The sequence below is a fragment of the Salipaludibacillus sp. CUR1 genome (assembly GCF_021028955.1).
GTDB lineage: Bacteria > Bacillota > Bacilli > Bacillales > Salisediminibacteriaceae > Salipaludibacillus.
Genome location: NZ_JAIWPE010000096.1, coordinates 83,748 through 95,965 on the forward strand (window position 1 = coordinate 83,748; position 12,218 = coordinate 95,965).

The 12,218-nt window shown below is 45.0% G+C and carries 12 protein-coding genes; 3 read left to right on the forward strand and 9 right to left on the reverse strand.

Annotated features, from left to right (window positions below; translation table 11 throughout):
* Positions 1-78: 78 nt before the first annotated feature.
* From tkt to yneA, 4 genes are all read right to left on the reverse strand, one after another.
* Positions 79-2,079, reverse strand: a complete 2,001-nt coding sequence (gene tkt, locus K8O68_RS19150) for a transketolase (RefSeq protein WP_230898376.1) — start codon at positions 2,077-2,079, stop codon at positions 79-81.
* 235 nt (positions 2,080-2,314) lie between these two features.
* Positions 2,315-2,560 (reverse strand): DUF896 domain-containing protein, encoded by a 246-nt coding sequence (locus tag K8O68_RS19155; protein WP_093047498.1) that lies wholly within the window; start codon positions 2,558-2,560, stop codon positions 2,315-2,317.
* A 202-nt stretch (positions 2,561-2,762) separates the two neighbouring features.
* Positions 2,763-3,416 carry a YneB family resolvase-like protein gene (locus K8O68_RS19160; protein ID WP_230898377.1) on the reverse strand — a complete coding sequence of 218 codons (654 nt, stop codon included), beginning with the start codon at positions 3,414-3,416 and terminating at the stop codon, positions 2,763-2,765.
* Positions 3,413-3,724 (reverse strand): cell division suppressor protein YneA, encoded by a 312-nt coding sequence (gene yneA, locus K8O68_RS21510; protein WP_230898378.1) that lies wholly within the window; start codon positions 3,722-3,724, stop codon positions 3,413-3,415. Before yneA ends, K8O68_RS19160 begins: the two co-directional genes overlap by 4 nt.
* Positions 3,725-3,926: 202 nt before the next feature.
* Here yneA and lexA point away from each other — a divergent pair, with 202 nt between their 5' ends.
* The 3 genes from lexA to K8O68_RS19180 all read left to right on the forward strand — a co-directional run bounded on the left by lexA (position 3,927) and on the right by K8O68_RS19180 (position 6,211).
* A complete protein-coding gene (gene lexA, locus K8O68_RS19170) occupies positions 3,927-4,547 on the forward strand; it encodes a transcriptional repressor LexA (protein ID WP_230898379.1) in 621 nt (206 codons plus the stop codon).
* A gap of 105 nt (positions 4,548-4,652) precedes the next feature.
* Positions 4,653-5,888 (forward strand): DNA polymerase IV, encoded by a 1,236-nt coding sequence (locus K8O68_RS19175; protein WP_230898752.1) that lies wholly within the window; start codon positions 4,653-4,655, stop codon positions 5,886-5,888.
* Entirely contained in the window at positions 5,885-6,211 is a 327-nt protein-coding gene (locus tag K8O68_RS19180; RefSeq protein ID WP_230898380.1) for a YolD-like family protein, read from the forward strand. Before K8O68_RS19175 ends, K8O68_RS19180 begins: the two co-directional genes overlap by 4 nt.
* A gap of 107 nt (positions 6,212-6,318) precedes the next feature.
* On the opposite strand, the gene K8O68_RS19185 is transcribed toward K8O68_RS19180, so the two are convergent.
* The 5 genes from K8O68_RS19185 to K8O68_RS19205 form a co-directional block, all read right to left on the reverse strand.
* A complete protein-coding gene (locus K8O68_RS19185; RefSeq protein WP_230898381.1) occupies positions 6,319-7,176 on the reverse strand; it encodes a M14 family zinc carboxypeptidase in 858 nt (285 codons plus the stop codon).
* A 270-nt stretch (positions 7,177-7,446) separates the two neighbouring features.
* On the reverse strand, positions 7,447-8,403 hold the full coding sequence (locus K8O68_RS19190) for a sodium-dependent bicarbonate transport family permease (RefSeq protein ID WP_230898382.1): 957 nt from the start codon (positions 8,401-8,403) through the stop codon (positions 7,447-7,449).
* 263 nt (positions 8,404-8,666) lie between these two features.
* Entirely contained in the window at positions 8,667-9,035 is a 369-nt protein-coding gene (locus K8O68_RS19195; protein WP_230898383.1) for a Na-translocating system protein MpsC family protein, read from the reverse strand.
* Between the two features lie 223 nt (positions 9,036-9,258).
* A complete protein-coding gene (gene pdxR / locus K8O68_RS19200; RefSeq protein ID WP_230898384.1) occupies positions 9,259-10,674 on the reverse strand; it encodes a MocR-like pyridoxine biosynthesis transcription factor PdxR in 1,416 nt (471 codons plus the stop codon).
* 20 nt (positions 10,675-10,694) lie between these two features.
* Positions 10,695-11,936, reverse strand: coding sequence for an MFS transporter (locus tag K8O68_RS19205; protein ID WP_230898385.1), 1,242 nt, complete (start codon positions 11,934-11,936; stop codon positions 10,695-10,697).
* Positions 11,937-12,218 lie beyond the last annotated feature (282 nt).

Consider the following 12,218-nt stretch of genomic DNA (forward strand, 5'->3'; position numbering starts at 1 on the left):
CTTTGTGAATTTTCACAAATAAAAAGGCGCCGCAAAAGGGCGATCCTTTTGCGGCGCGGCGGCTTGTTACAGCCGGTTTTATTTTTGTTCCAACAGCTGTTTAAAGCGTGTTACGACGTTTTCAACTGTAAAGCCGTACTCTTTAATGATACGGTCTCCCGGTGCTGAGGCACCGAAGGTATCAATACCTAATACAGAGCCTTCGCTTCCTGTATAACGGTCCCATCCAAGAGTCGCAGCCATTTCAATTCCTAAGCGGTGCTTGAGGTGGCTTGGCAGGACAGACTCTTTATATTCTGCTGACTGTTGCTCGAAACGGTCCCAGCTAGGCATGCTGACAACTGATACGTAGATGCCTTCTTTCTCAAGCGCCTGCTGTGCGTCAACTGCAAGAGCCACTTCAGACCCTGTAGCAAGAAGAAGGCCGTTAGCTTCGCCATTTGCTTCTGACACAACGTAAGCCCCTTTTCTTACCCCTTCGTCTGCTTTTTCTTTTGTTGACGGCAGCGTCGGAAGGCCTTGACGTGTGAGCACAAGAACAGTCGGCTGATCTGTGCTTTCCACGGCTGTTTTCCAGGCAGCAGTTACTTCGTTGCCATCAGCAGGACGGACAACAGACAATCCAGGGATCGCTCTTAATCCCGCAAGCTGTTCAACAGGCTCGTGCGTCGGCCCGTCTTCACCTACAGCAATGCTGTCATGGGTAAACACATAAGTGACCGGCTGTTTCATCAGTGAAGACAACCTTAACGCCGGGCGTAAATAGTCTGAGAACACAAAGAATGTTGCCGCGTAAGGTTTTATACCGCCGTGGAGCGCCATTCCATTAACTGCTGCGGCCATAGCAAACTCACGTACGCCAAACCACACGTTTCGCCCTGCATAATTATCGCGGGAGAAATCTTCCTCGTCGTTAAGCATTGTTTTGTTGGAAGAAGCGAGGTCCGCTGAGCCCCCGAATAAACTTGGCACCTTCTGAGCAATCGCGTTTAGTACTTCACCGCCTGTAGCTCTTGTTGCCGCTTTGTCTCCTTCTTCATAAACAGGAAGCTCCTTATCCCAGCCTTCAGGAAGTTCGCCTTTAATAGCTGTTTCAAGCTGATTGCCAAGCTCCGGATAAGCTTTTTTATATTCTTCAAATTTCTTATTCCATTCGTCTTCTTTCTTTTGCCCTTCTTCGGCAAGCTTCTTGTAGTTTTCTCTTACTTCATCAGGGACATAGAAGTCTTCTTCGAAAGTCCACTTATAAGCTTCCTTCGTCAATTTTACTTCGTCTTCTCCAAGAGGCGCACCGTGGGAAGCTGATTTACCGCTTTTGTTTGGAGCACCATAGCCGATAACCGTTTTGACTTCCACAAGGGTCGGGCGGTCATCTGCTTTTGCTGATTCAATTGCATTTGTGATTTCATCAAGGTCGTTTCCGTCCTCTACTCTGATCACCTGCCAGCCGTAAGCTTTGAAACGGTCTTCTACACTTTCAGAGAAAGACTGGTGAAGATCGCCATCGAGTGAAATGTCGTTGGAATCATAAAAAACAATTAATTTGCCCAGCTTTAAATGTCCGGCAAGCGAAGCGGCTTCTGCGGAAACCCCTTCCATCAAGTCGCCGTCACCGCAAATGCTGTATGTATAATGATCTACTACATTAAAGTCATCGCGGTTAAAAGTCGCTCCTAAGCGGGCTTCAGCCATCGCAAAACCGACTGCCATAGCTACACCTTGTCCTAATGGCCCTGTTGTTGCTTCCACTCCAGGTGTATGCCCGAATTCAGGGTGCCCAGGTGTGCGGCTTCCCCACTGTCTGAAGCTTTTCAGATCTTCCATAGTCACGTCATAGCCGTGCAGGTGGAGCAAGCTGTATAACAGCATAGATCCGTGGCCGGCAGAAAGGATGAACCGGTCTCTGTTAAACCAGTCAGGATTAGAAGGGTTATGATCCATATACTGTGAAAACAGTTTATACGCCAAAGGCGCTGTTCCCATAACCATTCCCGGGTGGCCGGATTGTGCTTTTTCAATACTGTCAATCGCTAATGTTCTTATCGTATTAATCGATAAATTGTCAATATTTGTTGACATAAAAAATCAGCCTCTTTTCTCTTGGTTTGTGTTTACCCTTACTCTACTACATATAATATACCTTTTGAAGAGGTTAGACAACCTCCCCAAACAGAGAAAGTGATCTTCTGAACAAGCTATTTAATAAGTGGTAATTGCTGGGGGGGCTGCCCCCCCAGCAATTACCAAACTAAAAAGGCAGCAAAACGGGGGTCCGTTTTGCTGCCTTTCCAATCGCCTTCCACCCTGGGGCGCCTTAATGCAGGGGCCCCTGGGTGCCTCGGGTCTTTTTCTCATGCTTTAATTTATCCGGTGTGACGTCATTTCCTTCTTCATCGACAACTTTCACAGAGGTTAACTGGTTCTTAAATGACTGCCGCACGTTTTTCAAGTATTCCTGCCGCAAGTCCTTCTGTTCTTTTTGTTCCTTAAGACTGAGTCCTTCGCTTTTTGATTTTCTGGCAAGCTCATTAATCCTCTGAATTTTATCTTTACTAAGCAATTGAATTCCTCCAGTTGTTGCTTTTTGCTCCATACATCTTAATAAACTTTAAAGGAGGTTTCAAGTCATCTGCTTCTTATGTAAATATTTTTTGACTACACAGATATTTACCTGGCCGTTTTCCGCGTGCCCCAGACTGCCAGCCCCAATGATACCCTTCCGCTTTTCCAGTTTCATCCGCTCTCCCCCGCTAAAGGAAGCCTCACTCTGATCCGGCACTTTTCCGCTGGTGCTCCTGGTACCTCCGGTGAGCCGTTGCTTTTGAGATGGAATATCCGAATCCACGCAGCATGGCTGCCACTTCATGAAAAGTCAAGCCGCTTTCTTTCAGTTTAATAATCTCCTCAATTGGAACTTCTTTCCGTTTCCTGCCGCCGGCATTTTCGGCGTCCTTCAAGTTCTTATATGGCGAATACCCCTCTTCCACCGCCCGTTTCATGCCCCGTTTAATTTTGGCATTATGAAGTTTGCGCTGGTACTCTTCTACAATTGCGACGATATCAAGCACCATGGAATCTGTTTCGGAGAGGGCGAGTTCGCCGTCATCTTTTAATGAATAGATCGTTACATTCATCTTCTGCAGCTGGTGGATTAAAGCCATTTTAGCGTTACCTCTTCCCAGTCTTGTCTCATCCTGGATGAGGAGGGCATCTATTTGGCTGTTTTTGCATATATCCAATACAGTAAGTATACCGTCACGATCAGCCTCATACCCGCTTGCCTGCTCTTCAATAACAGCTTCGATAGTAATATTCCATTCTTTTGCTGCAGCAGTCAGTTCTGCTTTTTGCCGTTCAATTGACGTTTGCTGTGTTTCTTTCTCTGTGCTGACTCTTGTGTAAATTAACCCTCTCACTCTGTGGCAACACCTTTCAGTTCTCCAGGAACAGCCAGTTTCTGTCCAGGGAAAATCTCTTCATCTTCTAAATTATTGGCTGATTTAATCCAGACAATCGCTTCCTCAATAGTTAAATCCATTTCCTCAGTGGCGGATCTCGCAATTCCCCACAGTGATTCCCCTTCTGACACTGTCCACTGGGAATCAATATAAAAATCTTCTGCCTGCTTCTCGTCTTCTGAAAATAACGTCCAGGAAAATAATATAACAGATAATAACAAAATCAGAATCGATCCATCAACATAGTTTTTAAGAAGTTTGTACATTTTTTGAGCACCTCACATAAGAATGTTTGTTCTCTTTTTTACTGTAATCGGAACAGGCGTTCGTGTCAAGAGAAAAAAGAGAACGTTCGTTTGCGCAACTTGTGTTCTCATGGTATAATGTTCCTGTCACTACTTATATTGATTTAAACTATGTTGGACAAGCATGAAATAGAACAGTATTAACTTTAAAGAGGTGTTTCACATGTCAAAACTGTCTTCACGGCAGCAAGCGATCCTGGAATTTATAAGATCAGAAGTAAAAGATAAAGGTTATCCGCCGTCAGTCAGAGAAATTGGTGAAGCTGTAGGGCTTGCTTCCAGTTCCACGGTACACGGTCATTTATCACGGCTTGAGAAAAAAGGGTACATCCGCCGTGACCCTACTAAACCCCGTGCTATTGAAGTCATCGGCCTTGAAGAGTCTTCCTCGGTCTCTGAAACACCTTCTCTTCACATCCCTCTTATCGGGAAGGTTACAGCCGGACAGCCTATAACTGCCATTGAGAATGTGGAAGAATACCTGCCGATGCCTGCCAGCTTTGTGCAGGATGAGCATTCATTTATCCTCGAAATTTTGGGTGATTCGATGATTGAAGCGGGGATTTTTGATGGGGACTATGTTGTCGTCAGACAGCAGAATTATGCTAATAACGGCGATATTGTCGTAGCGATGACCGAAGATGATGAAGCGACGGTTAAACGGTTTTTCAAAGAAGAAAACCACATTCGCCTTCAACCGGAAAATGCCACGCTTGAACCGATCCTTTTAAATAATGTCCATATTCTGGGCAAAGTTATCGGGGTCTTCAGAACTATTCATTAATTAAACGGGTCCTGGACCCGTTTTTTCTTTTTTCTGGAAAACGAACAAACGTTCTTGTTTTTCCTTCCCTCTTTATGTATTCTTATTATTAAGGAGGGAGAACACATCATGAAGAAAGTCATTTTTTTAGTTGATATGCAATCCTTTTTTGCTTCAGTTGAAAAAGCAAAACACATGCGGAATTTAAACCGCCCCCTCGTTGTGTCAGGCGACCCGGAACGGCGCTCAGGCGTCATTTTAGCAGCCTGCCCATTAGCCAAACAAGCCGGTATTAAAAACGGTGAGAGGTTATGGGAAGCTGAACAGAAATGCCCGGGCCTGGTCACTGTTCCTCCGCACATGCAAGAGTACATCGACAATTCCATGGCTATTACTGAAATTCTGGAAAGTGTCACCGATTTAGTAGAACCGTACAGCATTGACGAACAGTTTATGGACGTCACCCATTCACAATCGCTTTTCGGTTCTCCGGAGGATATTGCAAAACATATTCAGCATGAAATTAACTCAAAGCTCCAGGTCCGTGCCAGAGTGGGCATTGGAGAAAACAAAGTCCTGGCAAAAATGGCGTGTGACAACTTCGCCAAAAAAAAGAAAGATGGTATTTTTCATTTAAAAAAAGAAGAAATTGAAACAGTTTTATGGCCGCGGCCGATTGAAGACCTCTTCCGGGCAGGCGGAAGAATGTCCAATCATTTGCGGCGACGGGCGATCCGCACCATAGGGGATCTCGCCCGCACAGATGTGAATAAAATTAAGAAAGAGTGGGGCATCCACGGCCAGGTGCTCTGGATGAACGCCCACGGGGTAGATTACTCCCCCGTCTCCCTGACATCCACAAACGGGCAGAAAGGGATTGGAAACGGTATGACCCTGCCGCGGGATTATCATAAGGAATCAGAAATAAAAGTAGTTCTGCTGGAACTTTGTGAAGAAGTCTGCCGCCGCACAAGGCACGCCCGGGTCATGGGCCAGACGGTGACTCTGGGGATTTCAGGGGCAAGTTATGAAATAAGAACAGGTTTTCACCGTCAATTGACCATGCCTGAACCGACCAATATTACGATGGAGGTTTACCGGTACGCCTGCCAGCTTCTGGATACCTTTTGGGACAGAGAACCGATCCGCCGACTGCACGTGTCGCTTACCGGCCTTGTCAGTGATGAAGCGGTTCAGCTGAACTTATTTGAGCCCGCCCGCGACTACACCATCCAGTTAGGCTACGAAACAGACAAGATCATCAGCAAATACGGTAAAACATCTCTCATCCGTGCGGCTTCCCTTCTGCCTGCGAGCCAGGTAAAAGAACGGGCTGCTAAAATAGGAGGGCATTACAAATGAGCGATTATTTAAAACGCGGCAACCTCATGTGGGAAGGCAGCCGGATGATGCTGCCCGAACATCTCCAGGCGCTGCGCGAACGGAAAAACAAAGTGAGAGAAGACCCGCCGCCTGCCCTCACTGAGGAGGAACTCACGGAATTTGGCCTTATTGCCCACGATTCGCTCCACCACACGCTCGAGGTCAAAATTATCTACTGGCGGGACGGATTTGACCATGAAACAGCAGGGATTATCGACCGGATAGACGGCTACGCCAGCCGTTTTAAAATCGAAAACAAGTGGATAGAAGTAAAAGAATTAAAACGTATTGAACGCCTTTAACCCTCCCGTATGAAATCACATACCCCCCCCTCAGCTTGAGGGGGGGTTATGTCCGATATTTACCCAGCCAGGTCCTCTCTTAAGCCCTGCTGCACGGCCGAACCTCTCTAAGAAGGGTTATGGGTGTAAAAATAATCGCTTGCCGCTTTAAAGAAAAAGTAAACCGTCGCCATGCCCGCCTTCATAATCTCCTCATCTGACAGGATGCGGACCACCCCGTCCCCGAAATCAACAGGACGGTACATTTCTGAAATAATAGATAAGGTTTCAGGGGTATAAGGATTTTCAGTGGCGCTCATATATCTTCTTGACAGCCCTTTACGTGCCTCATTAGTGGAGCTGTCCCACGTCCCAACAGACTGACCCGTATAGGAAGAAAGAGAGTCTGCAATAAAGTCTCTGACATGAAGGTTCGAATCGTGCATATTTCCGACTACAAGGTCAGGCTGGCTCTGGCCTCCGTCTTCTCTGGTGGCCATTAAATGACAGTCAAGGTAAGCAAATGGTTTTAATTTTTCAACCGCATTTTGTATATTCCGCGATTCCACCTGCGAAAAATCTTGAAAATCCCTGTTTACATCCACTCCGTTGGCATTTTTTCTTCCCTTTAATTCACTGTACGGCTCCGCCTCGTCATATCCCCACGGATTTCCGACGGGAAGATAGGCAATATGGAAATCAGTGAGAAGCTTGTCCCTGAATTCCTTATCCGGAAACGTATCGTCCCGCAGCTGTTCCATAAATCGAAGCGTATACTGGGCCGCCTGCCATTCTGTCCCGTGCAGGGACGCGGACACAAAAATAACCGGTTTTGTTTTATTTCCCATTTCCACCAGGTACATATTATATTTTCCGCTTGAATCTTCACCTATCACAGAGACGTCTTTAAAACGTGAGAGTCTCGCCTCTACTTCACTGTAAGGCTCGTATGCCAAGCTTCCTTCAAGCTCGTAGCGTAATGCCATTTAAAAACCTCCTCTCAGAATACAACTAAGCTCACTCGCAAACTAGAAGTCTCAAATGAGTAAGCTTACGGGCATAGTGCGAGGCACCAGTCCCTGCCAAGATCCTGCGACTTTTCTTATCACCATCTGTAAAATTAAAAATACCCTGAAACACAGTGTGAAAAACACTTCATTTCCATAATTACCACTATTACCCATATAGCGCAACACAGCCGCCAAATAAAAAAATGCGCCCCTATCAGAAACAAGTGCGCACTTTTTCTATAGTCTTTAACCCGCCACGAGCTGAATGAATAGCGGTATGCCAACAATCAGGTTAAAAGGGAAGGTGACGGCCAGAGCCATCGTTAAGTAAAAGGACGGCTTTACATCAGGTACTGAAGCCTGAAGCATGGCCGGTGCTGCAATGTAAGAGCCGCTTGCCGCAAGAGCCATAAACAACACGGTGCCTCCTTCAGAAAAACCGGCCGCTTGAGCCATCATATACCCGATGACGGCCCCGATGACAGGGAAGACAATCCCCGCAGCAATAAGGCCCCAGCCGTATTCTTTAATCACGCCGAGCTGCTGTCCAACCTTTAATCCTAATCCAAGCAAAAACAACAGCAGTACGCCCGGAAACAGATCAACAAAAAATGGCTTCAGCATGGCAGCATCAGGTGTAAAATATCCTGCCACTAACCCCGCAATCAGCAGCAAAATACTTTTTGACATCAAACTGTCGAGCATCACCTGGGTCGCCCCGGCTTTAGGCACAATGCCAAACACAGGGGATTTAAAGTGCTGATAAATCATTAAAGCTACTACAAGACCGGGAATTTCCAAAAGAACGACAAGCGTTGTCATATACGGCTCATAGCCAATCCCCATCTGATCAAGCTGGGCGGTAGCCGCGGCAAAAGTGACTAATGAGACTGACCCGAATGTCGCAGCCATAGCAACCCGTTCCTCAAACGTAAATTTAAACAGCACCCCAATAAAATACCCCACAATCGGCAAAATAAGCCCTAAAATAAGTACTGCGGCGAGCGGCGCCACCACTTCATCAATACGGACCTCTGCCAGGCCCATTCCCCCTTTTATACCGATTGCCAATAATAAATACATATTCAGTCCAATAGACAAACCATCAGGCATTTTCAGATTAGACTTTCCAACTGCCGCAAGAATCCCGACAATAAACAGAATGACCGGGGGACTTGTGAACACATACAACAAGCTTTCCATAGAGATAACCTCCTAAATGATAGTTTATTTGTAAAGGTTTTCACTCATCAAAAAAAGCGCACACTCAAAAGAGTGTACGCTGTGTGTGCATGGCTTACTTTTTGTAAAAAGTCTTCCATATCACCAACAATCGCATTGGATTATGATGAGAGGCTCCATTCATTCATCCGGCGGCTCAATCTCCAAAAATGGCTCTTGAACTGCCCTGAGCGAACGTTTCCTCTTTTATTATTATGCATGAAAGTGAGTAAGTCAACAAAAATTTAAGCGTTGTCTGTATAATCCCATGGTTTATTAAACTTCAGCACAATAAGCCGCTCCCCTGTTTTTGTGCTGATATCAGTGTGCAGCGAGATCAGTTCCAAACTAAACACCTCGTGAACCATCTCTTCAAGCTGTTTCCGCCCGGATTCCACAAGGTCGTTTCTGAATTTCTTAATCTGATCCCTTCCTGAAATTGATTCAGCCATATGATACTCTGCCGGTGTCAAAACACCTGCGAGTGTTATAAGAGCCATATCCCGGATCAACTCACATTTACATGACAGTGATCCCCTGCCCAAATACTCCTTCTCCCATTGAGTAATCTTCACACTTAACGCCATTTCCAGCTGGCCCTTCGTCTTCTTCACATCTCTCAGCTCGCTCTCTCTATAAGTATGTAATAAAATTACTCGATATTACGAAGTCCGTCAATCGGAATTTATGCCAGTTTCATCCTGCCTTCCAACAGTAAAAAATACTTATAAATTAACCGTGCCCATTAAAGTTCCCGTGTTATCTGGCACTGGCCTCGCTCACAAATAGAGGGACTACCCCTAATTGTTCAAATTATATGAGACAGAGATGAAATAATCAGTTAAACCACGCCTCGCTTAAAGCTTTAATGCCCGGATTAATCTCCTGTTCACGTAGACCGCCAAATCCAAGTATGAATGTCGGCTGTTCAAAAAGATTGTTTGCCGGATCATACCACATGTGAGAGGTGCCGGACACGTTAATGCTGTGGTTTGCGGCAATTCTCACCAGCTCATTTTCATCACGTGCGTCATTAATCTGAATAACGACATGCAGTCCTGTTTTTTCTCCCAACACCCTCGCCTTTGAACCCATGTAAGCCTGAATGGCCTCAACCATCCTGTCCCGTTTCTTACGGTACACTTTCCGCATACGAAGCAGGTGTCTGTCCCAATGCCCTTCCTTCATAAACAGTTCGATCGTTTTTTGATGAATTAATGATGCCGTTTGCTGATAAAGATAAAAAGACTCGTTGTATCTTTGAATAAGTGCCTTCGGAAGTACCATGTACCCGACTCGTAAGGATGGCAATAAAGATTTAAAAAATGTCCCCATATAAATCACTCGCCCTGCACGATCTAATCCTTGTAAAGAAGGGATAGTAGTCCCGCTGTACCGAAGTTCACTTAATATATCATCTTCAATAATATAGGCGCCTGATTGTCGGGCCCATTCCAGAAGACCAATCCTTTTTTGAATAGGTAATGTCATCCCGAGGGGATATTGATGAGACGGGGAGACAAACACCAGATCAGGATTCATGTCCTTTACCACGCTCACATTCAAACCGTCTGCTTCCAAAGGAACAGGCTCCAGGCTGTAACCAGCGTCTTCGAAAACTTTGGCCATCAGATGATAGCCAGGCTCCTCCATTCCAACAGTGCCCTTTTTCATGCCGATAATGTGTAATAACAGTATCATTAAATATTGTGAATTAGCCCCAATTATAATCTGATCTTCAGAGCAGTTAACGCCCCTGGAATGATGTAAATACGTTTTCAATTCATGCCGCAGTCCAGCATCTCCCTGAGTTGAACCGTGCTGAAACACATAATCCGGACAGTCGTTTAACACCTTGGCCGTTATTTTTCTCCAGACACTTAATGGAAAGTGGTCTTCATCAATTTTATTATCATTAAAATCTATATCATAATGCTGTGTTTCTAATCGTAGGAAATCGTCTTCGGGTGAATAAGCCTCTGTCAACCTTTTAAAAAAATGCGTATCAATGGCTTGAACAAAGTACCCGCTTTTAGGCCGGCTTTCCAGATAGCCTTCTGATATCAGCTGGTCGTAAGCTGATTCAATGGTAATTTTGTTGACACCGAGCTGTTTTGAAAGTGACCTGATGGAAGGCAGACGAGTATGTGAAGGGATATGGCCTGATTCAATCTCTTTCTTAATATAGTTATACAGCTGAATATATTTCGGAGTGTTTACCGTATCGTCGAATTGGTATGTGAGCTCCAGCATTATCCAGCACCTCCCTTTCTTTATACAGCTTTCTCACGAATTAAAGGTTCTCTTGTGAGTATAAAGCCTGCCAGACCAATCAGTACTAATGCGAACCACAGCACCACAAATGCCACATGCGGCCCTGCCATCCCTATGATCATACCAGCGAGCAAGCTTGACCCTGATTCCCCTACAAACGCTACCGTTGACCACACACTAAAGACTTTACCTAACCTGTTTTCAGGTGTGAAACGCTGAATCATCAAAACCATAGGCAAATCATTCATTGCCTCCGCGATTCCTGCGATTAGGGCAAAAATGAGGGCTAAAGCCAGCCACGGGGATAAACCGACCAAAGCAATAGCGCTTCCCCACAAGGCCCAGCCTGTATATATATATTGAGTATAAGACTTCATTTTAATTTTCCCTAGCCATACAGCTCCAATGATGTTCCCCACTCCGAAAGTCGCCAATATAATTCCGAACCCTTCAGGCCCCATCTCCCAAACAGTATCTGAAACAATAGGTAATCCTATCCGTTCGATCCCGGTTTGAAATAACAGAACAGCACCAAACAGCATGATTGTCCAAAACAGCGGCTTAATTGTTTTCATAAATATAAAGGTTTCTTTAATATCTTTATACACGCTGACTGGTTTATCCGGCTGAACAGCCACCCTGATTCTTAAAGGGAAAATTAACAGGGCTGACATAAGGACCAGCAGGAGAAAAACGACATACACGCTCATCGCAGAATACTGGGCTATTAGAACCCCGCCAAGAGCGGGTGAAATTGTTTTACTCAGCTGGGACAAAATCTGGAATACTGAGTTCCCCGCCGACCAGTATTCAGACGGCAGAACCTGTGGCACTAAAGACCGGATAGCAGGATTGTAAAAACACCTTAAACTTACCACTCCAAAAGCAGAGAAAGCCACATGCCAAACCGTCAGCAAATCACTCATATATAAAATAGGCACCCCTGTTAATATGAGTGCTGATACGAGATTACTGATAACGATTATTTTCTTTTTATTAAGATGATCGGCATAAACGCCGCCAATCAGGCCAAATATGAGATACGGTGACGAGGCTCCTAATATCATGCCCCCTGCTATGAATGCCGACTGTTCCAATCCTTTTGTCATATCGTAAACGAGCCAGAAAAACCCTACCTGGAACATCATAAACCCGAAATTCGCAAATGTATTTACCAGTAAGACGAGAAGATACCGTTTTTGGCTAAGTAAATCTTTGTATGCTATACGCGGCTCTTGCATATTTTTCACACCCCTTAAAATAGTCATCTTCATTGTAAAAAGATGCTGACATGTTTATAAGGGTTAAACCACGCATTTTTAACAGGGTCAGATAAGGAAGGGGGGCAATTAGGACCCAACTTATAAATATTTTAATTTTTGACACGGGAACAAAAAAGGGTCAGGGATAAAACTAAAGACAAGTTTATAAAAGACGAAGAATAATTTTATCAGACAGGTGGCGTACTTTTAGTTTTACCAGTTATTCAATTGCCTCAGCTTTTTTGATTGAAGGACAGAAGG

What these genes read in the sequence shown, in the direction of transcription:
- K8O68_RS19190 (WP_230898382.1), bottom strand. Translation starts at nt 8,403, where the DNA reads ATGGAAAGCTTGTTGTATGTGTTCACAAGTCCCCCGGTCATTCTGTTT.
- K8O68_RS19180 (WP_230898380.1), top strand. Translation starts at nt 5,885, where the DNA reads ATGAGCGATTATTTAAAACGCGGCAACCTCATGTGGGAAGGCAGCCGG.
- K8O68_RS19185 (WP_230898381.1), bottom strand. Translation starts at nt 7,176, where the DNA reads ATGGCATTACGCTACGAGCTTGAAGGAAGCTTGGCATACGAGCCTTAC.
- lexA (WP_230898379.1), top strand. Translation starts at nt 3,927, where the DNA reads ATGTCAAAACTGTCTTCACGGCAGCAAGCGATCCTGGAATTTATAAGA.
- K8O68_RS19205 (WP_230898385.1), bottom strand. Translation starts at nt 11,936, where the DNA reads ATGCAAGAGCCGCGTATAGCATACAAAGATTTACTTAGCCAAAAACGG.
- yneA (WP_230898378.1), bottom strand. Translation starts at nt 3,724, where the DNA reads ATGTACAAACTTCTTAAAAACTATGTTGATGGATCGATTCTGATTTTG.
- tkt (WP_230898376.1), bottom strand. Translation starts at nt 2,079, where the DNA reads ATGTCAACAAATATTGACAATTTATCGATTAATACGATAAGAACATTA.
- pdxR (WP_230898384.1), bottom strand. Translation starts at nt 10,674, where the DNA reads ATGCTGGAGCTCACATACCAATTCGACGATACGGTAAACACTCCGAAA.